The 21,349-nt window shown below is 44.6% G+C and carries 20 protein-coding genes; 12 read left to right on the top strand and 8 right to left on the bottom strand.

Translation table 11 applies throughout. The features are described 5' to 3' along the window. Positions 1 to 2 precede the first annotated feature (2 nt). Positions 3 to 3,557: a pyruvate:ferredoxin (flavodoxin) oxidoreductase gene (gene nifJ / locus myaer_RS20240; protein WP_046663412.1), complete on the bottom strand. Its 3,555-nt coding sequence runs from the start codon at positions 3,555 to 3,557 to the stop codon at positions 3 to 5. A 455-nt stretch (positions 3,558 to 4,012) separates the two neighbouring features. On the opposite strand from nifJ, the gene lexA reads away from it, so the two are divergent. Both lexA and myaer_RS20225 read left to right on the top strand, forming a co-directional pair. After that, positions 4,013 to 4,627: a transcriptional repressor LexA gene (lexA, locus tag myaer_RS20230; RefSeq protein ID WP_002737392.1), complete on the top strand. Its 615-nt coding sequence runs from the start codon at positions 4,013 to 4,015 to the stop codon at positions 4,625 to 4,627. A 164-nt stretch (positions 4,628 to 4,791) separates the two neighbouring features. After that, complete coding sequence (locus tag myaer_RS20225) at positions 4,792 to 5,058, top strand: TIGR02450 family Trp-rich protein (protein ID WP_002737176.1); 267 nt, start codon at positions 4,792 to 4,794, stop codon at positions 5,056 to 5,058. Positions 5,059 to 5,175: 117 nt separating this feature from the next. Here myaer_RS20225 and myaer_RS20220 read toward each other — a convergent pair whose 3' ends face one another. Next, positions 5,176 to 6,513 (bottom strand): DUF4335 domain-containing protein, encoded by a 1,338-nt coding sequence (locus myaer_RS20220; RefSeq protein WP_046663411.1) that lies wholly within the window; start codon positions 6,511 to 6,513, stop codon positions 5,176 to 5,178. 174 nt (positions 6,514 to 6,687) lie between these two features. After that, entirely contained in the window at positions 6,688 to 7,227 is a 540-nt protein-coding gene (locus tag myaer_RS20215) for a DUF3038 domain-containing protein (protein ID WP_046663410.1), read from the bottom strand. A gap of 172 nt (positions 7,228 to 7,399) precedes the next feature. Between myaer_RS20215 and myaer_RS20210 the strand changes: the two genes are divergently transcribed. Continuing rightward, complete coding sequence (locus myaer_RS20210) at positions 7,400 to 8,587, top strand: RNA-guided endonuclease InsQ/TnpB family protein (protein WP_046663409.1); 1,188 nt, start codon at positions 7,400 to 7,402, stop codon at positions 8,585 to 8,587. Between the two features lie 98 nt (positions 8,588 to 8,685). Next, positions 8,686 to 10,257, top strand: a complete 1,572-nt coding sequence (locus myaer_RS20205) for a Na+/H+ antiporter (RefSeq protein WP_002737412.1) — start codon at positions 8,686 to 8,688, stop codon at positions 10,255 to 10,257. 285 nt (positions 10,258 to 10,542) lie between these two features. On the opposite strand, the gene myaer_RS20200 is transcribed toward myaer_RS20205, so the two are convergent. The 3 genes from myaer_RS20200 to myaer_RS20190 all read right to left on the bottom strand — a co-directional run bounded on the left by myaer_RS20200 (position 10,543) and on the right by myaer_RS20190 (position 12,002). Then, entirely contained in the window at positions 10,543 to 11,031 is a 489-nt protein-coding gene (locus myaer_RS20200; protein WP_046663408.1) for a DUF3368 domain-containing protein, read from the bottom strand. Further along, a complete protein-coding gene (locus myaer_RS20195) occupies positions 11,028 to 11,279 on the bottom strand; it encodes a UPF0175 family protein (protein WP_043995814.1) in 252 nt (83 codons plus the stop codon). The genes myaer_RS20200 and myaer_RS20195 overlap by 4 nt, the downstream gene beginning before the upstream one ends. A 207-nt stretch (positions 11,280 to 11,486) precedes the next feature. Then, positions 11,487 to 12,002: a single-stranded DNA-binding protein gene (locus myaer_RS20190; protein WP_046663407.1), complete on the bottom strand. Its 516-nt coding sequence runs from the start codon at positions 12,000 to 12,002 to the stop codon at positions 11,487 to 11,489. An 85-nt stretch (positions 12,003 to 12,087) separates the two neighbouring features. Between myaer_RS20190 and myaer_RS20185 the strand changes: the two genes are divergently transcribed. The 5 genes from myaer_RS20185 to myaer_RS20165 all read left to right on the top strand — a co-directional run bounded on the left by myaer_RS20185 (position 12,088) and on the right by myaer_RS20165 (position 16,884). Beyond that, positions 12,088 to 13,083: an amino acid ABC transporter permease gene (locus myaer_RS20185; RefSeq protein ID WP_046663406.1), complete on the top strand. Its 996-nt coding sequence runs from the start codon at positions 12,088 to 12,090 to the stop codon at positions 13,081 to 13,083. Between the two features lie 244 nt (positions 13,084 to 13,327). After that, the gene (locus myaer_RS20180) at positions 13,328 to 13,705 is read left to right on the top strand and encodes a hypothetical protein (protein WP_046663405.1); all 378 of its coding nucleotides are present in this window, start codon (positions 13,328 to 13,330) and stop codon (positions 13,703 to 13,705) included. A 65-nt stretch (positions 13,706 to 13,770) separates the two neighbouring features. Then, positions 13,771 to 14,631 carry a shikimate dehydrogenase gene (locus myaer_RS20175; RefSeq protein ID WP_046663404.1) on the top strand — a complete coding sequence of 287 codons (861 nt, stop codon included), beginning with the start codon at positions 13,771 to 13,773 and terminating at the stop codon, positions 14,629 to 14,631. A gap of 29 nt (positions 14,632 to 14,660) precedes the next feature. Further along, positions 14,661 to 15,704, top strand: a complete 1,044-nt coding sequence (locus myaer_RS20170) for an AI-2E family transporter (RefSeq protein ID WP_046663403.1) — start codon at positions 14,661 to 14,663, stop codon at positions 15,702 to 15,704. Positions 15,705 to 15,897: 193 nt separating this feature from the next. Then, positions 15,898 to 16,884, top strand: a complete 987-nt coding sequence (locus myaer_RS20165; RefSeq protein ID WP_046663402.1) for a DMT family transporter — start codon at positions 15,898 to 15,900, stop codon at positions 16,882 to 16,884. Here myaer_RS20165 and myaer_RS22200 read toward each other — a convergent pair. After that, complete coding sequence (locus myaer_RS22200) at positions 16,861 to 17,631, bottom strand: class I SAM-dependent methyltransferase (protein ID WP_235614779.1); 771 nt, start codon at positions 17,629 to 17,631, stop codon at positions 16,861 to 16,863. The two genes, myaer_RS20165 and myaer_RS22200, sit on opposite strands and share 24 nt — an antisense overlap. A 27-nt stretch (positions 17,632 to 17,658) precedes the next feature. Then, complete coding sequence (locus tag myaer_RS22195; protein ID WP_235614778.1) at positions 17,659 to 18,090, bottom strand: methyltransferase type 11; 432 nt, start codon at positions 18,088 to 18,090, stop codon at positions 17,659 to 17,661. 137 nt (positions 18,091 to 18,227) lie between these two features. Between myaer_RS22195 and myaer_RS20155 the strand changes: the two genes are divergently transcribed. The 3 genes from myaer_RS20155 (at position 18,228) to myaer_RS20145 (ending at position 21,349) form a co-directional block, all read left to right on the top strand. After that, complete coding sequence (locus myaer_RS20155) at positions 18,228 to 19,097, top strand: MBL fold metallo-hydrolase (protein ID WP_046663401.1); 870 nt, start codon at positions 18,228 to 18,230, stop codon at positions 19,095 to 19,097. Positions 19,098 to 19,376: 279 nt separating this feature from the next. Continuing rightward, complete coding sequence (gene ubiE / locus myaer_RS20150; RefSeq protein ID WP_046663400.1) at positions 19,377 to 20,075, top strand: bifunctional demethylmenaquinone methyltransferase/2-methoxy-6-polyprenyl-1,4-benzoquinol methylase UbiE; 699 nt, start codon at positions 19,377 to 19,379, stop codon at positions 20,073 to 20,075. 35 nt (positions 20,076 to 20,110) lie between these two features. Then, positions 20,111 to 21,349 carry a DUF445 domain-containing protein gene (locus myaer_RS20145; protein ID WP_046663399.1) on the top strand — a complete coding sequence of 413 codons (1,239 nt, stop codon included), beginning with the start codon at positions 20,111 to 20,113 and terminating at the stop codon, positions 21,347 to 21,349.

Here is a 21,349-nt window from a genome sequence, read left to right as displayed (position 1 = left end):
AACTATTCCTTGCTCCCTGTACCTTTTGCTGCTAAATACTGATACATTTGCCAGCGCGTATCCACATCTGCTTGTGCTTCTTTGAGCAGACGTTTAGCTTCCTCCGGCTTACTGGTGGCCAACATCTTAAAGCGATTCTCCGAGTAGAGAGTTTGCGCTACGGTAAGTTTAGGCGCACGGCTGTCCAATTGCAGGGGATTTTTGCCTTCTTTAGCTAAATCGGGATGATAACGGTACATTAACCAGCGACCGCTTTCCACCACTTCTTTTTGATGGTTCATGGCGGTGGTCATGTTGATCCCGTGAGCAATACAGTGAGAATAGGCGATAATTAACGATGGCCCGTTATAAGCTTCCGCTTCTAGGAAAGCTTTGATAGTTTGCTCGTTTTTTGCCCCCATAGCCACGCTGGCCACATAGACGTTACCGTAGGTCATGGCCATTAAACCGAGGTCTTTTTTCGGTCCTGGTTTGCCACCAGAAGCAAATTTAGCTACGGCGGCGCGAGGAGTAGCTTTCGAGGCTTGTCCACCCGTATTCGAGTAAACTTCCGTATCCATGACCAAAATATTCACATTGCGACCACTGGCTAAAACGTGATCTAAGCCACCATAACCGATGTCGTAGGCCCAACCGTCACCCCCGACAATCCAGACGCTTTTCTTGACCAGATAATCGGCCACGGATAACAACATTTTCACCTGCGTGGTCGGGGTTAATTGCCCTAAACGGGATTTTAGGTCCTCTACCCGATGCCGTTGTTCGTAAATTTCCGCTTCATCGACTTGGTGACAATTGAGAATATCTGCCGCTAGACTTTCTCCGATTTCACTAGCGAGGGTTTGTAAAAGTTCGGACGCAAATTCTGCCTGTTTATCGATGGAAACTCGGAATCCTAAGCCAAATTCGGCATTATCTTCAAACAGGGAATTCGACCAGGCCGGACCGCGACCTTCGGCGTTAACTGCCCAGGGTGTTGTCGGTAAATTACCTCCGTAGATAGATGAACAACCGGTGGCATTAGCCACTATCATGCGATCGCCAAATAACTGACTGACTAATTTAACGTAGGGAGTCTCACCACAACCGGCACAAGCGCCGGAAAACTCAAAGAGAGGTTCCTGCATTTGCTGATGGTTAATTTTATTGAGATTTAGGCTTAATCGGTCTGGATTAGGCAAATTAAGGAAGAAATCCCAGTTAACTCGTTCCTGTTCCCGCAGGGGCAATTGGGGAGCCATATTAATCGCTCTTAGACGCGGTTGCGATTTGTTTTTAGCGGGGCAAACATCAACGCAGAGACCGCAACCGGTACAATCTTCGGCGGCCACTTGGATGGTGAATTTTAGCCCTTTCCAGTCGTGATCCTTGGCATTAGCGACTTTAAAAGTTTCCGGGGCCGTGGCTAATTCGGCCTCGTCATAGACTTTCGAGCGAATAACGGCGTGGGGACAAACAAGAACGCATTTACCGCATTGAACACAGACATCCGCATCCCAAACGGGGATTTCTTGGGCAATATTGCGTTTTTCCCATTGGCTAGTGGCGGTGGGGTAAGTACCATCGTTGGGAAGGGCGCTAACGGGCAATTCATCCCCGTGACGGGCGATAATTTTGCCGAGGACTTCTCGGACGAAAGCGGGTGCGTTGTCGGGAATCGGTGGTCTTAATTCAAAAGCTTCAGGGGTAACGGTAGCGGGAATTGGGACTTGATAGAGGTTTTCTAGGGCAGAATCCACAGCTTTGATGTTCATCTGCACGATTTCTTCCCCTTTCTTGCCGTAGGTCTTGCGGATGGCTTTTTTGATTTGTGCGATCGCATCTTCCCGAGACAAAACCCCCGCTAGGGCAAAGAAACACACCTGCATGACGGTATTAATCCGACTGCCCATCCCCGCTTCTTTGGCCACTTGAGTGGCATTAATCGTATAAACTTGCAGATTTTTGTCGATGATAGTTTGCTGGAGATGGCGCGGTAAGTGACTAAATACCTCCTCCGGTGGATAGGGACTATTGAGGAGAAAAATAGAGTTCGGTTTAGCGGTTTCTAGCAGGTCAAATTGTTCGATAAATTCCCACTGATGACAGGCGATAAAGTTAGCATCAGTGATTAAATAGGTAGAGCGAATCGGCCTGGGTCCAAAGCGTAGGTGAGAAACGGTGACGGAGCCAGATTTTTTGGAATCATAGACGAAATAACCCTGGGCATAATTATCCGTATCTTCACCGATAATTTTAATTGAATTTTTGTTAGCTCCCACCGTACCATCGGAACCTAAACCGTAGAAAACCGCCCGCACTACTTCGTCCGGTTCAGTGGAAAAACTGCGGTCATATTCCAAACTGGAAAAGGTGAGATCATCAACGATACCGATAGTGAAATGATTTTTCGGTTTGTCGAGACTTAAGTTATCAAATATGCCAGCAACCATGGCTGGAGTAAATTCTTTGGAAGATAAACCGTAGCGTCCTCCCACAATTTTCGGCAGCTTGCCTTCGTACTCTTCCATAAAGGCATTTACCACGTCTAAATATAGCGGATCGCCCCCGGCACCGGGTTCTTTACAGCGATCTAAAACGGCTATTTTTTTCACCGTGGTGGGCAGAGCTGCCAGTAATTTTTCGGCGGCAAAGGGACGATAGAGACGAACTTTTAAAACCCCAACTTTAGCCCCATTTTGATTGAGATAATCCACGGTTTCATGGACGGTTTCCGCTCCCGATCCCATTAACATAATCACTCTTTCGGCATCGGGCGCACCGTGGTATTCATAGAGATGGTATTGCCTTCCTGTTAATTGGGCAAAACGATCCATAATTTTTTGGGCTATATCGGGACAAGCATAATAGAAAGGATTGACGCTTTCCCTTGCCTGGAAATAAACATCGGGATTTTGTGCCGTGCCTCGTAACACCGGTCGATCGGGAGTTAAAGCCCTTTGACGATGGGCAATAATTAGGTCTTCATCGATCAGTTCTTTGAGAGTTTCATCGCTAATTAATTCGACTTTTTGCACCTCATGACTGGTACGAAAACCATCAAAAAAGTGCAGGAAAGGAATCCTGGTTTCTAGGGTGGTAGCCGTGGCGATTGCCGACAGATCATGAGCTTCTTGAACGGAATTAGCCGCTAACATGGCCCAACCCGTACTTCTGGCAGACATAACATCACTATGATCCCCAAAAATTGACAACCCTTGGGCTGCTAAAGCACGGGCCGCCACATGGACTACTGAAGAGGTCAATTCCCCAGCAATTTTGTAGAAGTTAGGGAGCATTAATAATAATCCCTGGGAGGAAGTAAAAGTAGTAGTTAAAGAGCCTGTTTGTAGCGCTCCGTGCAGGGTTCCCGCTGCCCCACCTTCGCTCTGCATTTCGATTACGGAAGGAATGGTTCCCCAGAGATTAGCTCTGCGTTCGGCTGCCCAACTATCGGACCATTCACCCATAGGCGAGGAGGGAGTGATAGGATAAATAGCGATCACTTCACTGAGACGATAGGCAACGCGCGCAACAGCTTCGTTACCATCTATGGTTGCATAGGTTTTTGTGGTCATGTGTTCCCCTTAGTTTTGACGATATTTGTCGGGATTTTAAGTTTTTTTTACGGCTCAATTTCGCACTAAATATCCTGTCGTTTCCCTGACAACCGAAGGATTTTCTTTGAGCGTCGCTTTTGACTCCCTATCTACTATTGGACGCTTAGGGCAGACAGGCTTAAGTAGAGCAATTTTTCTGTCTCCACCTCGATCATTATCCAGATTCTTGGCTTTCTAGCAATTCGTTATTTTTTCTTAATACGCTGCTGAGTTTGCCAGCAATTGTCACCTGGATTAATTAATATTGAGAATTGATAAGTAATCGTGCAGAATTAATTTCCTAAATTTTTGATTTTTGCCAGCGGTCTCAATAACCAGTTGATTTAGTCGGCCGATGAAGTTAAGATGTACTAGGTTAAACACAAATGAACTAAAGTACAAATTATCTTAACCCAAGGATAGGAAAATAGATCATGACTAACCTCGAATCCCTTACTCAAGCGCAACAGGAGTTGTACGACTGGCTAATTGAGTATATTCGTACTACGCAACACGCCCCTTCCATCCGGCAAATGATGCGAGCGATGAATTTACGCTCTCCCGCACCGATTCAAAGCCGTTTAGAACGTTTACGCGCCAAAGGCTATATTGATTGGACAGAAGGAAAAGCACGCACCCTGCGGATTCTCAAACAACCAGTGCAGGGTTTACCGGTTCTAGGTGCGATCGCTGCTGGTGGTTTAGTGGAACCCTTCACCGATGTGGAAGAAAAACTCGATCTTTCTAACCTGTTGCAACGCAGTCAAGACTGTTATGCTCTGCGCGTTTCTGGAGACAGTATGATCGAGGATCATATTGCCGATGGGGATCTGGTGATTATGCGTTCTCTCACCGGCAATGAAGGGGTGTCCAATGGGGAAATCGTCGCCGCTAGAGTGGAAGGCCACGGTACTACTTTAAAACGTTTCTACCAAGAAGGAGAAATCATCACTCTCCAACCCTCCAATCAAAAATATCAACCAATTACAGCCAATACCGAACAAGTACAAGTACAAGGGGTTTTGGTTGGTGTTTGGCGCGGTTATTAGCCAAAACGGGGGCGCACTTAAGCGCCCCGATAATTTGACTTTTGTTCTGCTGGCTTTTTTTCAGTTTGTCATCGAGTCCTTCGCTCTGGGAAAAGAATCGGGTTGGCAGACATAGGATAATATAAGGGTTTTAGCCTATCCCGAACTCAGATGTCTTAACTTTTATGCCCAAAAAACAGAAATATCCCCATCTCTTGGGATCAAAATGGACGGCAAAACAAAAAACATGGGGCTGGCGACATTTTCAAGTGGTCAATCGTCAAAATCGCGGTCAATGGGTTTTTGCCGAATTAGTCGCTTCCTGCGATCCGACTGTCCGCTTCTGGATTAATGCTAAACAGTTGCAAGACGCGAATCTCTGGCAATCAGGTTGGCAAACCCTAACGGAAATGAACCAACCGGACAGCGCCGACGAGATTATTGTTAATTAAGTAGGTAGGCGTTAAAAATTATCAGATGCCCCCCTTATTAAGGGGGGATTAAGGGGGGATCGAACCTAAAATCAATTTTTAATTTAATTATAACCAGCTACTTAAATGCAGTACAGCCTATTGCTGTTCCATAAAAGTCCGCACCGTACCATCGGAACCGAGAACCAGACGCAATTGGGGATTACCGGAGATATCGAGGGGAGAAACAAAAGGTTGATTAAGCAGGGGCATATTAGTGCGATCGAGATAGATTTTCGCCGCCTGTCCGAGGGGAATAATCTGTTTTAGGGAACCATCCTGATTTAAGACCAAACGGTACTCTAGAGTATGCTTGAGACTTTCCGGCGGTTGCCAACGGGATTGAAAATATTCTCTGGTTTCTGCCACTTGGGGAATTGTATCTAGTAAATTCGTCTCTGGGGCTTTAGCGGTGCTTTTGGGCGGTTTGGGGTCTAAATTGGCATTTTCGGGGTTAATAGGGCTTATAGGCGGTAAATTGGGCAATTTTGGCGGTGCTGGAGTCGGATTCATCGTGGTGGGGGGAATATTTGCTAGTGCATTTGTACCCTGAGCGCCAGTAACGGGGGGGGCAGTAATCGGGATGTTCTGATTATTCGGTTCAATTACGATCGCCGTGCCGCCACGACGCGAACCTGTGACTGGTGGTGGCGGTAAAGTGGGCGGCGGAATCACTAGGGGGACGCTAGAGGGGCGCACTGGCACTGGAACGGTTCCCACGGGCGGCGGTGGCGGTAAAGGGGTTTTATTGCCCAAATTTGCCGGTAACTGCGGGTTTGGGGCGGCTGTTCCCGTGGGGGGTAAAGGCAGCGTTGGCAAGGGTTGGGGAATCTTGGCGCTATTGGGATCGCTGGTTAAATCATTGTTGACCACTTCTTGCCGTTGATAAAATGCGATCGCTATTCCCCCGATAGTTATTAGGGCCGAAGCGATTAATCCCGTCCAGATCAGGGCATTTTTTCGAGTTTTCTGGCGAATTAAAGGGGGTATTAGGGGACTTTCATGGTTATATTCCCCTAAAGCATTGGCTAGATCGAATAATTGCGATGTGGTTAATTCGATCTCCTGTTTATCCTGATCGGTTAGCAGGGAACCTAAAAATAATTGATGCTGGAGAAGTCCCTGACAACGGAGAGAGGGTAAGGAGGGGAGATGGCTTTCGGGGGAACCACTAGCCACGAAAGAGAGGCTAGAAACGGGACTAGAGAGTAAATTCTGCACATAATTAGCGACAATTTCCCCTAGTAGTTGTAATTGTGTGCGATCGCCTTTGATCGTCACCTGTTTTTCCTCACTCAATCTAGGATCATCAAAGCGCAATTGAAAGTGGGCATCGTTTAAGACATTTTTACCCAGCCAAACTGCTAGGGGTGAACTATTTCCCAAAATTTCTAGGGTACAGGTGGGGGGTGTATATTTGCGAATTAGATTACTCATTTTTAGTTATCGGCGGGAATTATAAATTATGAATTATGAATTATGAACTGGGAAGCTTTTTTCAGTGTTGCCAAAGGCACGGCGTAGCCGTTCAGTAAACAGTAAACAGTAAACAGTGAACTGAAAACTTACATCTGAAAACTGATAAATGATAACTGATAACTGATAGCCTTTTTACTTTTGACTTGCCAAAAGGGTGTGCCAGAGAAGGAGATGACTGCGGGGGCTGCTATAGAACAATAAATCGATTAATAATTTCCAGGCTAGGGAAGTCAGGCTAGAATCACTGAGATTATTTGCCGATATTTCTGGGTATTTTAAGCGAAAATTATCGATATAATTGCCCAAAAGCGTGGTTTTGACCGGTTCTTCTCCTTGAGTCCCCACTTGTTCCAGGAGAATTACGGCGCGACGGATTAACTCTTGCTTTTTTTGGGCTAGATGACAGAGGAGGAGAACTAGAGAACGGATGTCCGCTAGGGAGAGGTTTGACTGGGGTTGCCAGTGGTGGGCAACTAGGCGATCGCTTGTATCTGCATCTAAGGCTAATTCTTGGGCTGCTTGGGTGATAGACTCAGAGTCTAAATTAGCTAGAGAGACTAAAGCCGCCAAAATCAGGTTTAAATAGCTATTAATATTCTCTAACTGCTCGTTACTGGGTGAGATAGCTAGGGGTAAATCCTCACCCGTGGAGGACTCGGCAGACTGAGGCATAGTCAAGGACATAGATAATAAGGAATTGCCAGCAGAAAAACTTGGGTTTAGGAAAAAAAATCACTGGTTCTAAAGTGTCATCGCCAATTTTGGCTCTGAAACCCCGTTCTCAAAGGACGGCTTTACTATGAAATACTAGCGCATTTACACGATATATGCTAGAATGTGAGATATGGAGAAAGCCTATTCGTTTCGATTTTACCCCACAGCAGAACAAGAGTCGCTATTGCGGCGCACTTTGGGCTGTGTAAGATTAGTTTACAATAAAGCTCTCCATCTCAGAACACAAGCTTGGTACGAAAGACAAGAAAGAGTAGGATATGCTGAAACTTCTTCGATGTTGACTGAGTGGAAAAAACAAGAAGAATTAGACTTCTTGAATGGGGTTAGCTGTGTTCCTTTACAACAAGGTTTAAGACACCTACAAACAGCTTTTACTAACTTCTTTGCTGGTCGCACTAAGTATCCTAACTTTAAGAAAAAACATCAAGGAGGAAGTGCCGAATTTACCAAATCTGCTTTTAAGTTCAAAGACAAACAAATCTATTTAGCCAAATGCACAGAACCTTTACCTATTCGATGGTCAAGACAAATACCAGACGGATGTGAACCAAGTACAGTAACGGTCAGATTACATCCTTCTGGACGTTGGCATATCTCAATTAGATTTGATGACCCAACGATTAAGCCTTTACCAGTAACAGATAAAGCCATTGGAATTGACTTAGGAATTAGTAGCCTCGTGATTACCAGCGACGGCGATAAAGTGTCTAATCCTAAGCATTTTAAGAAACATTATCAGAGGTTGCGAAGAGCATCGAAAAATCTTTCTAGAAAACAGAAAGACTCAAAGAATCGAGAAAAGGCAAAAATCAAAGTAGCCAAAATTCACGCTCAAATCACCGATAGCAGAAAAGACCATTTACACAAGCTAACCACTCAATTAGTTCGTGAAAACCAAACGATTGTGGTTGAGAATTTAGCCATCAAGAATATGGTCAAAAACCCGAAATTATCTCAGGCAATATCTGATGTAAGCTGGGGAGAAATTACCCGACAATTAGCCTATAAATGCCGTTGGTACGGGAAAAATTACATCGAAATAGATAGATGTTTTCCCAGTTCTAAACGGTGCAGTAATTGTGGGTATATTGTGAAAAAGCTGCCGTTAAATGTTCGAGAGTGGGACTGTCCGAACTGTGGGACTCACCATGACCGAGACATTAACGCCAGTAAAAATATTTTGGCCGCAGGGCTTGCGGTGTCAGTCTGTGGAGCGACCATAAGACCAGAACAGAGTAAAACTGGGGCGGCAGGTGCGAAAAATCCTTCGGGAAAGAAGCAGAAACCTAAATCGTGAGGTTTGGGAATCGCCGTCCGTTTTACGGCGGCGAGGATGTCAAAATAATTGAGATTGTTCTTTTCTTGCACGTCCGCTCACCGATTGCCTCCCACCCAATGAGTTTAGAATCCGCTACCGATGAAGTCATTAAGCAAAATTTAGAACAATTTCTAATTGTTTTGTCCGTTTCCCTGAGTGTGGCCACGGTTTCGAGGATTTTTAGCTGGTTTCGCCAAATTCCTTACACCCTATTGTTAGTGATAGTCGGTTTAGGTTTAGCTTTCATCGATATCCGTCTGGTGAACCTATCCCCCGAACTGATTCTAGAAATTTTTCTGCCCCCTTTGCTATTTGAAGCCGCTTGGAATACACGCTGGCGAGATCTGAAGGATAATTGGATTCCCGTCAGTCTTTTCGCTATTGTCGGCGTAATTATCTCGATTTTCGGGGTTGGTTTTACCCTAGATGAATTGACCAATTTACCCCTATTTACGGCATTATTAGTGGGTGCGAGCCTTTCTTCTACGGATCCCGTCGCTGTTGTCGCTCTTTTTCGCGAATTAGGGGCCAGTAAAAAACTCACCGTGCTTTTGGAAGGGGAAAGCTTATTTAATGATGGGGTCGCTGTGGTCGCTTTCGCTCTTTTGGTGGAAATTCCCCTCGGTGCTAGTGGTCTATCCTTAGAGACAACCATTAGCCGGATTGCGGCTTTTATCGGTATCGGGGTAGCAGTGGGTTGTTTAGTGGGTTTTGGTATCTCCTATCTGACTCAACGTCTGGATTTACCCCTAGTGGAACAGTCTTTAACTCTTGTGTCCGCCTACGGTGCTTATTTACTAACCGAGGAGTTCGGGGGTTCGGGGGTAATCGGAGTGGTGACTACGGGGATTATTTTGGGTAATTTTGGCTCTAGAATCAGCATGAGTCCCCGTACCCGCCTATTAGTCACGGAATTCTGGGAGTTTCTCGCTTTTTTTGTCAATTCGATCGTTTTTCTCCTTATCGGCGATCAGATTCGTCTCTCCAGTTTAGCCGATAATCTCAATTTAATTTTTATCACGATCGCCGCCGTGGTAGCGGCCCGTTTTCTGGCTACCTTTGCCTTGGCAACTGTTAGTAATGCCTTGATGGAAACTAAAATTAATTGGCGGGAAAAAACGGTTTTATGGTGGGGAGGTTTGCGCGGTTCCGTTTCTATTGCCCTAGCTTTAAGTGTGCCGGTTATTTTTCCCAATCGTCAGGATATCATCGATATCGTCTTCGGAGTTGTTCTCTTTACCCTTTTGGTTCAAGGATTAACTATTCAAACTTTCCTATCGAGATTAGACTTGATCGGTGATCAACCAATTCGAGAAAACTATGCGGAACTTTTAGCCCGACGGGTAGCTTTAAAAAGGGTTTTAGACTATCTTTCTAAATTAGATAAATCTCCCGATGTTGCCCCAGAATTTTTTAGTTATGAGCAGCATCTCGTCAAAGAAAAGTTAAAGACTGTAGAAGCGGAAATACAATCTCTCAACGATAGTTATCCCCAATTACAGCTATTAACAATGGAACAACTTCGGGAAACCCTCCTAGATATCGAAGCTGATACCTACGCTGAATTTATTCGATCCGGTCGTTTAACTAGCAATTTATCCCCCGTCCTCCAAGAAATTCTCGCTGAAAGTAAAATTACTGATCAGTAGGACTATTTTGGGGTATATACATGAACTTTCCCCGTATAAATATACGGCTCATCTGAGTTCAGTATGCTAAAGATCGAAGACAAATTTCTCAAACAGTTTTCACACAACTATTTTGGCTCTTGATAACCGTCCTGTTGGATTTTAGGCTCTGTAATCTTGGGCAAGAGAGGGATTGAGTTTTTATAAATTTATAGATAACCTACTAAACTAGGATGATCCCATTGGTATGGGAGACGATAGTTTCGATCGATACCGACTCCACAGACTATCTTGGCTTATCCTTTACTAAAGTTCTTCAGCCAAAGCTAAGACGCGCTGATATAGCTGGGAACTGACACGAAAACCAGCTTGGCTAATCAAGGTATCCATAACAGGTTGAACTTGAGGGATGAGGCTTCTTTGTTTGGCAACGAGCAGAATGCCCAGAATACCAATGATAGATAGCCCTAGCCGCAGGGCTTCTTGCCGCCCCAAGCGTTCATCAATGAGCAGATCATCAGCTTGCAGCTCAAGTGCCAAGGCTATGGCATTCGCTTCTCCAGCATCCAATCCTCGTTCTTGCTGAAGCTGGTTAGCGAGTTCGGAGTTGGTGAGGGGTTGGGGTTGAATCCAGCCGGATTGGAGAATGGCTGGAATGAGGGGATTACTTGCGGCTGCTAGTTCCCTAGCAACAACGTCTGGAATAATAACGGTTTGGTAAATTGACTCTAGCAACCAGAGATGATCGACGATCGCCAGATTGGCAAGGGCAGAGGTATCGCTGACCACGATCATAGCCAGCCTCGATCGCGCAGATGTTGAACATCCTGCTCAAAGTCTTCTACATCGTAGTGAACACAAATACCGCGATCTGCCAGCAGTTTTTGAAAGTCCATGACTTCCATCCCGGCAATTTTACTGGCGCGACTGAGGGAAATCCGCTCTTGCTGAAACAGCGCAATGGCAATCTCCCGGAGCCAGTCGCCTTGGTTGAAGGTTTCGGCTTGGCTGAGGTTATCCGGTAGGTTCAGGGTAATTTTCATTGAGACATCCTCACGCATATTCTTCTCTAACCTGCCATATCTCAGTTAAAGCTTTGGCTCTTCTGGTTTCTGTGTGGAAACGAGGTCTATACTGATAGAATATCCGTCAAAATAGTGCTGAAAGTCTTGCCCGATCAGCATTTCACGATTCCATAAGCAAAAATTATCAGACAAAATCGAGAAGAGCCATTAATTCTGTCGGGGTGATTAGAAAGGAATATCGTCTAAATTTTCCTCCACCGATGTGTCGCTAGGTTGCCAAGCGGAAGGATTAGAAAGTTCATAGGATGCGTCGTATTCAAAATCCCCGGTGGAGACAGGTGCGACGGGTTTCTCCACCTCGGTTTTATTCGATTTGTGGGTATTGATTGGTACGACTTTTTCTGGAGTCGGGGCCGTCATTTCACCGCTACTCACGCTGCCGTCAAGATGATAGAGATGACTAATGACTAATTCGGCCCGTTTTTCCTTAAAACCTTCGGGACGATCGATCGTCTGCATGGAGAGACGACCTTCTAAAATTACCTGATCACCTTCATGATAGTTCTGAGCGACTTCTGAGGCTAAATTTCCCCAAGCTACGGCCCTTAAATTAGTCGGGGTTGCCTCGGCACGATTGGGAGAAAACTCGACTAACATTTGAGCGTAGGGAGTTTGATTATCTTGGGTATAACGTAATTCGGGACGACGGACAATTTTAGCCATTAAAATGCAACTGTTCATGGTCGAAAATTAGTCTGAATTTTTCTAATAGCACCATTGTACTGAATAAGTACGAGGATCACCACTGTAGAGGTTAGGGAATTTTATGGGACTCTGGTTAAGAAAAAATCTCTTTAACACTTGGTACAACGTCATCTTAACCCTTGCGGGTCTATTTCTCAGCCTCTGGGGTGGTTTAAGTTTTCTCGATTGGGCGATAAATCGGGCAAAATGGGCTGTAGTGACGGAAAATCTCGGTTTATTTGTGGTCGGTCGTTATCCAGAACAGTCAATATGGCGAATTTGGCTGATTTTAACGATACTTGCGGCTTTGTCACTGTTTTCTTGGCAATTAAACCGGGGTCGCTTCCCCGGTTGCCCCGCTTTTCTGCAACGCTGGTGGGGATTGCTCTGGTTATTGACTTTACCTTTAATCGCTTGGTTGCTATTGGGGGGATTATTTTTAAAGGCAATTCCTCTCGATGATCTCAGTGGTTTAATCTTAACTTTATTAGTAGCGATCGCCAGTATGATTTTATCTTTCCCCTTGGGGGTATTATTAGCCCTGGGGAGACAGAGTGAATTACCGGCAATTCGTTGGCTATCTATTGGTTATATCGAATTATTGCGCGGTTTACCTTTGTTGGGAATTTTATTCATGGCCCAGGTGATGTTACCTTTAATTTTACCCGCCGGGACCAGACCAGAACGAGTGATCAGAGCGATCGCCGGATTTACCCTTTTTGCAGCAGCCTATCTGGCCGAAAATGTCCGGGGTGGTTTACAAGCGATTCCCAAAGGTCAAATTGAAGCGGCCAAAGCCTTGGGTTTAAAACCGATTTTCGTTTTATTATTGATCGTTCTACCCCAAGCTTTAAAAGCGGTCATTCCCGCTATTGTTGGTCAATTTATCAGTTTATTTAAGGATACTTCTCTACTGGCGATCGTGGGGCTGGTGGACCTCTTGGGTATGGCAGGATCGGTTTTAGCTAATCCGAAATTTATCGGCGATTATCCAGAGGTTTATCTATTTTTGGCGTTTATTTACTGGATTTTCTGTTATTCTATGTCCCTAGCCAGTCGTAGGTTAGAACAGCGTTGATTGGGGTGTGGGGTGTGGGGTGTGGGGTGTGGGGTGTGGGGTGTAGGGTGTAGGGCGTAGGGTGTAGGGTGTAGGGTGTGGGGAGAACAAATAAAAATAATCTCCTGACGACCGGCTACTGACTCCTAACCCCACCAACAGACTTATTCAGCAAGCCCCACCTGGCTTTTTGTCATAAATATTGATATGATTTAACAATCAGCAGCAATTTATGGTAAATATATTTATTTAGGAGAGGGAGAAAATGGCTGGATTCTTTGGCCTGTTTGGCAATAAGACGAAATACGTCGATGAACCGATGGAGATGAGCGCACCGGAACCGAAAGAGGCTTTTTACTTAGAACCCGATGACGCTAAAACTCTCGGTAATATCGACTTTATGCGGACACCGATCACGATTCGACGTACCTTCCCGAAAACTGCCTCGAATAAAAAGGGTGGCGAATCGATTAAACAGATTTCTTCCATGGAAGTCAGCAAAGTCACCGATAACGGTATTGTGGCAAAATCGGCCACTTCCGAGGCTAATAGTAAGGCTAACGGTGCTAATGATAACGTTCGTCGCGCTAACGATGACAGTATCAATCCTTTCCTGAAAATGGCCCGCGAAATCAAGAAATAGTATAGTAAGGTGAGCATTGGCCACCCTTGAGAGCAAACTTTGGTGGGGAAAGCCCACCTTTTTTTATGACCATTATTAACGGAAAAACCAAGTTATTAGGCGTAATCGGCGATCCTATCGGCCATACTCTTTCTCCCCTTATGCACAATGCCGCTATCGATGCCTTGGGGCTAAATTATGTCTATCTTCCCCTACCGATCGCGCCAGAAAATTTAGCAACGGCGATCGCTGGTTTGGCTGCCATCGATCTACAGGGTTTTAGCGTGACGATTCCCCATAAATTAGCAATTATTCCCTTATTATCGCAAATTACCGAGAAAGCAAGGCTAGTGGGCGCAGTTAACACCGTCTGGCGCACGGAAACCGGCTGGCAGGGAACGAATACCGATGTGGATGGCTTTCTCGCACCCTTGAAATCCCTTGACAAAGATTGGAGTCGGGTGAATCCAGTTATTTTAGGCAATGGCGGCGCGGCCCGGGCGGTAGTGGTGGCTTGCGCCCAGTTGGGCTGTGGCGAAATTCATGTGGTAGGACGCAATCAAAAGAAATTAGATCCTTTTAAAGAAAGTTGGGCGAATACAAGCCTCTATGACCTCCTAGAAGTGCATAGCTGGGACGAATTAGAAGGGCTGGTATCCACCACAGAACTCCTGATTAATTCTACCCCGATCGGAATGTCCCCCCAGGGCGAACAATCCCCTGTTGAGTTAGAATTATTAGACCTTTTACCCCCATCTGCGATCGCCTACGATCTAATTTATAATCCCCGGCCGACCAAATTTCTCCGGTTGGCCCGGACTAGAGGGATAAGAATTATTGATGGGTTAGAAATGTTAGTTAATCAGGGAGCGATCGCCCTAGAAATCTGGTTAGGTCAACCCGTCCCCGTCTCGGTCATGCGGGAAGCTTTGTTAAAACAATTCTAAATGCTAAAATCCTATTTCTAGCTTTATTTATGCCCCCTTCTAGCTCCTTTTGGAAAACTCTGAATAACTCGATTCTAGTACGCTATCTATTATTATTTGGCTGTGGCTGGAGTCTAATTATCTTAATTAACTATTTCTACGCGATGATCGCTATTTTTACCGGTTCAGCGATCCTGGCCGCCCTATTAAATTATCCTGTGGTTTGGTTATCCCGTTATCTACCGAGAGGACTAGCCATTGCTATTACCACCCTAGCAGCTTTTGTCCTCCTATTTGGATTAGTCACAGGCATAGGATTAGAAGCAGTTAATCAGGGGAGAGGACTACTATTTAATCTTACCGATGCCCTGAGTCAAAAAGATTTTTTACCCTTTCAAGACTTTCTTGATCGATTAGATTTAAATAAAATGGTGGGAAGCTTACAAACCGGTTTAGCTACGGGTTTATCGATCGTACAAGGGGTTTTTTCCAGTGTCTTTACGGGCGTTTTCGGGGCGGTGATCAGTGTTTATATGCTCATCGATGGTGATAAACTTTGGCGAGGTTTTTTGCAACTTCTCCCCCTAGCATACCGGGAGCGTTTTTCCAAGTCTTTTCGACAAAGTTTTCTGGGATTTATTCGCGGGCAACTGTTGTTAATGCTCTTTTTATCGGTGACGAGTTTCTTGAGTTTTTCGGTATTAGGAATCAAATATGGGCTAATTTTAGCGGGTATTCTCGGTATTATCGATGCTATCCCGGGTATCGGGGCAACCCTGGGCATTTTGTTGGTAACTATCTTGACTTTTACCTCCCAGGGACCAGCAGTTGCGGTTAAAGCTTTTATTGTCTGTGTTGTCTTGGTGCAAATTCAAGATAATATTATTCGCCCTAAAGTTATGGGCAATGCCCTAGAATTAAACCCAGTAATTTTATTTTTATCTCTCTTTATCGGCGAAAGAATTGCGGGATTATTAGGGGTTTTTCTCTCCATTCCTATCGCTGGTATGATTGCGATCTGGATCGGATCGAGTCAAGAAAAACCAATAACAGCTTTAGAGGAAAATCAGTTAGGAGAAAGTCAAGATAATTAAGAGCCGATCCTCGGTCTCTACTAAGCTGCCCGCGCATTTAAATTGCTCGTTGAGATGAGGCAAGAGGCAAAAGGCAAGAGTCAACAGTAAGGGGATTGGGGGAGATTCAGCTAATCTAAGGATAGGCGGTTAAAATGGGTCTTAGCTTATACAATTAGAGAAATTTGTTATCGACAACAATCGATCGCTACCTATGGAAAACCTAGATTTAAAGAAATCCTCGCCCCTTTTACTTATCTCACCGTTTTTTCTCTGGGGAACAGCGATGGTAGCGATGAAGGGTGTTATCCCCCATACTACCCCCCTATTTATGGCGGCAATTCGCCTGGTTCCCGCCGGAATGTTAGTTTTAATAGTAGCTTGGTTTTTAGGTCGTCCTCAGCCCAAAACCCTGCAAGCATGGTTATGGATTGCCCTTTTTGCTCTGATGGATGCCACTCTTTTTCAAGGTTTTCTGGCACTGGGATTAAATCGTACCGGGGCGGGGTTAGGATCGGTAATTATTGACTCGCAACCCCTAGCGGTGGCTTTAATGTCCAGTTGGCTATTTAAAGAAGTTATCGGTGTCTGGGGATGGTTGGGATTGGGTTTAGGGATTGGGGGAATTAGTTTAATTGGTTTGCCCGATCAATGGTTTTATGACTTTTTTGGACAAAAAGGGCTAAATATTGACTTTAGCTGGCAGGAATTACTAAATAGCGGCGAAATGCTCATGCTTTTGGCTTCCCTATCCATGGCGGTGGGAACAGTCTTAATCCGGTTTGTCTGTCGTCATGCGGATCCCGTCAGCGCCACAGGATGGCACATGATTTTAGGAGGATTGCCGCTATTTTTAGCTTCAGGTTTCACCGAATCCCATCAATGGCAGAATATAGATTTAAATGGTTGGTTAGCTTTAAGTTATGCCACTATTTTTGGTAGTGCGATCGCCTATGGAATATTCTTTTATTTAGCCGCCAAGGGCAATTTAACCAGTTTAAGTTCTTTAACTTTTTTAACTCCGGTTTTTGCCCTCAGTTTCGGGAATTTATTCCTCGGTGAGATGTTAAGTGTATTGCAATGGGTGGGGGTATCTTTAACCCTCGTTAGTATTTATTTAATCAATCAAAGGGAAAGAATCGCCCCACAAGTGCGAGCAATTTTTGCTAATCTTTCCTCACTTATACCCAAAAGCAACTAACTCAAATTCTGTGCGAATTACCTCGACTCTGGCAAAATTTGCCTCTTGTAATTTCTGGTTAAGATTTTGAGAGGTAAAACCAGTTTTATGAGCCATATAGGGCATTCCGGGGACTTCTGTTCCCATGCCGTAAAACATCCATAAAGCCCGCACTGGACCTCCAGGAGAAATATATAAAGGTTCATTTTCCATATCGCCTCTAGCGACAAATTCGGCGGCGGTTTGCATATCGGGAACCACGATCATCAAAAAGCCTTCGGGTTTAAGAATGCGTTTAAATTCCCCTAGGGCGATGGGAACTTCGTAATGATAAATATGTTCTAGATTATGACTAGAAAAAACCGCATCGACGCAGTTATCGGGAACGGCACTTAAATCGGTAATCGTTCCTAAAATATCTGGGTTAACAGCAGTATTGATATCGAGGCGAATTTCTTGCCAATTGCCATCGCGGAATAGTTGGGGTAAGGCTTCGGGATTATAGGGACCACAACCCACATTTAAAACCAGTTTTTTCGGGGATTTTAGGGCTGTTATCCCCGGGGGAGCATTCCAAGCTAATAAACAAATATTTTTGAAACCAAGCAAACCGTGATTAGCGATTTTATCATCTAAAATTATCTGAGCTTGGGGATGGGTTTTAGTAAAATCTCTTATTGCCTGTTGGAGAGCGGGATGCTGACATTTATTGATGATAATTAAAGCGGAATCGGACCAGAATTTTTTGGCGAAAAGTAGGGTTATCAAGAGCGATCGATAGTCTTCGGCGGCATCTTAGTAATAAACTCCCAGCTTTTCTTCACTGTTTAATTCTGCCAGATCATCGAAAAAGTTTTCCGTTTCTTGATCGCTTAAAAATATCTGTTCTGATAGTTGAAAATCCTCCAAATCCTCAGATAATATAGTTAGCTTTTCTCCCGATGGATCATATTTAAAAAAAGCTTCTACGCCATAACCGTAGCGATCGCTATTATTGCAGAAAGCGGCGACTAAACTACCGCGACGAAAACAACCCACTTGACAGTAAACCTCGTCCGGTTGCAGACAGGCAACGGCGAGATTGAGCAGGGGAAAGAGATTGATATCAGAATAGGAGGCGGTTTTTTCGCTTAAAAGGGTTAATTGCTCGGAAATAGGCGACATTAGAGGCGATCCCCAATCCTGATACTGTTGAGGCAGTTTTTCTAAGAATTTCTGTAAATCCATGCCTTGGCTCTTCCAAAAGTGACGATCCTCACCCTTAATCATAGATCGTTGTGTTAGGGATGAAGTCACAGACTTAATTGTAGAAGAGTGCTAATCTGATCTATTAGCCCATCAGCACAAGTAGAGGAGTTTCTGGTATGCCCTACAACTGCTTCCAGATCAAATTTTGGGGAGTACGGGGGAGCATTCCCTGTCCAGGTTCGGAAACCGTTCGTTATGGTGGTAATACTTCCTGTGTCGAGATGCAAGTCGGTAGAGAAAGATTAATCTTCGACGGTGGTACGGGGTTACGCATCCTAGGACAGTCTTTGATGACAGAAAGTCCAGTGAAAGCCCATTTATTTTTCAGCCATTCCCATTGGGATCATATTCAAGGTTTTCCTTTTTTTACCCCTGCTTTTATCAGGGGCAATACTTTTAATATCTACGCGGTTCCCTCCCCCAACGGAGCAACCATCAAGCAAACATTACACGATCAGATGTTACACCCTAATTTTCCCGTGCCTTTGCAGATTATGCGGGCTGATTTAGAATTTTATAATCTAGAAATGGGCGAAACCCTCTACTGTGCCGATTTCACCGTCGAAACCCGTCCTTTAAATCATCCAGGGGAAGCGGTGGGTTATCGGGTAAATTGGCAGGGTTTATCGGCAGCTTATATTACCGATACCGAACATTTTCCCGATCGCCTTGATGATAACGTTCTGGCTTTGGCCTGGCAAGCGGATGTAATGATTATTGATGCTACCTACACCGATGAGGAATACAACGATCCTAATTATTCTAAGGTGGGTTGGGGTCATTCCACTTGGCAGCAGGCAGTCAAAATCGCCAAAGAAGCGCAAGTTAAGCAGTTAGTTCTATTTCATCACGATCCCGCCCATAATGACGATTTTCTCGATCGCATTGGGGAACAGGTAAGAAAGATTTTCCCTCAAACTATTCTCGCCCAGGAAGGCCTCTCGATCGAACTGCGACCGGAAGGTTCTCGGATAGATGAAGCGTAACCTAAGCTACTGTTCCCCACCATGAAGATAACTGCTGTAGATGGTCAACAGCTTATCTCCGTGAGCGGAGATAGGAGGCTCTTCTAGGTTCTGTGTGATAAGTTTAACTTACTCTATGATCGATCAATCTTTGTGTCCTTTGTGTCTTTGTGGTTCGTTCCACTCACTCACCAGCAGGACTGTATCCTAGAATACATTTTACCCACCAAACCTGGGAGAGCAGATAGGATAGAATGGTATAACTTCATCTGGGATTTTCTCTGGTGCTATATTATAAAAATGTCCAATCAATCCTCACCTAACTCCACAGAAATACAAGCAATTTTTGATCAGATCGCTCCCGAATATGACCGACTCAATCAGGAATTAAGTTTAGGATTACACCATATCTGGAAATTAATGACAGTCAAATGGTGTCAACCCGAAAAAGGGGACTTTGCCCTCGATATCTGTTGTGGCAGCGGCGACCTGACTAACCTATTATCAAAACAAGTGGGCAAAACCGGCCAAGTGATCGGACTAGATTTTTCCCCACAACAATTAAAAATCGCCCGTCAACGTTTTAGCGCCACTAATATTAACTGGATGGAGGGGGATGCCCTCAATTTACCCTTTGCCGATTCTAGCTTTGATTGTGCCACTATTGGCTATGGATTACGCAATGTGGTCGATATTGCCCAATGTTTGGGGGAATTATACCGAGTCCTGAAACCGGGTGCTAAAGCGGCGATTCTTGACTTCCATCAACCCACCGAAACCATCGCCAAATTATTCCAAAACTGGTATCTAGATCATATCGTCGTTCCGGCTGCCGAGCGCTACGGCTTAACTGACCAGTACGCTTATATTAGTCCCAGTATCGATCGCTTTCCCATGGGCCCAGAACAGGTAAAATTAGGCTATCGGTCGGGATTTTCCGGCGCTGTTCACTATCCACTCCTAGCAGGACTGATGGGAGTGTTAGTCTTAAAGAAATAACTCACTCACATTTCCGTTTATTTTTTGCTGCTAAATTGAATCTCCCTACTCTTTGGACATGGATCTTACCGCCGATCGCGGGGGCAATTATTGGCTATTTTACCAACGATGTAGCCATAAAAATGCTATTTCGTCCCTACAAGGCGATTTATATCGGTAAGCGTCCTCTTCCCTTCACTCCGGGGTTAATTCCTCGCAATCAAGATCGATTAGCTGTCCGGGTATCGGATACGATCATGGGTTCCCTGTTAACCCCCGAGGAACTACAAAAACTGGCTAAACGACTCCTCGACACCGAAAGGGTACAGGGGGCGATACTCTGGCTGTTACAATTAGCTTTAAAACAAATAAAAGGCGATCGGCAAGCAAAAACAGCCGAGATTTTGGCGGCGATTCTTCACGATTTATTCGGGGAATCTTTAGCGAGATTACTAAAAGTTTTAGCCCGACGGCAGGACTTTTTAGAAAAACAGATCAATCAAATTTTTGATCGCCTAGTCTTAGAATTTTCTCTCAGTGAACAACAGGCGCGACAATTCTCCGATTGGCTATTAGAAACCGTCTTACCTGCCGATGTTATCCGTCTAGCTTTGATCGACTTTTTAACCGATCGCAATATTCAAGTTATCGATGAAGGATTTCGGGAAAAAACCAGTGGAACCTATTGGGTAGTAGCCAATTTATTCGGTTTACGCAATGCCCTGGCCCGCTTACGCACTTTTTGCCTTGATGAAAAAGATTTAGCTAATACCAGAATCAAAGAATTATTACTATCTTTAGAGATGCGTAATCGTCTGAAAAACTGGTTACAAAGTATCTCTTTACAAAATTTACCTATCTCCACCGTCAGACAATTGCGTAAAACCACCAGGGATACGGTGCGAATTTATATTCAAGAAAGTGGCGAACAATTTCTGCAAGATTTTGGACAAACGATCGACTGGGATCAAATCGCTAATTTAATTATTAATCGTCTGCAATCTTCGGAGTCAATGACTACATCATTAGGGGTAATTAGTCAAGAGTTAGCGTTAATTTTAGAGCGTTATTTAGAGGAAGATTTAGAGAAATTAGTCGCCCAAATTATCCCAATTCTCAACATCGATCAGGTAATCCGCGATCGGGTAAATGCCACTTCCCCTGCTGATCTGGAAAATGCTATTCAAGGCATTGTTAAACAGGAATTACAGGGAATTGTTAATCTCGGTGGGATTCTCGGTCTTCTGGTTGGACTAATGCAAACAGTTATTTTGATTGCACAGAATAGAGGGTAA

This window comes from Microcystis aeruginosa NIES-2549 (assembly GCF_000981785.2).
GTDB classification, from domain to species: Bacteria; Cyanobacteriota; Cyanobacteriia; order Cyanobacteriales; family Microcystaceae; genus Microcystis; species Microcystis aeruginosa_C.
The sequence above is the reverse complement of the archived record's forward strand: the minus strand, read 5'-3'. Positions and strand labels throughout refer to the sequence as shown.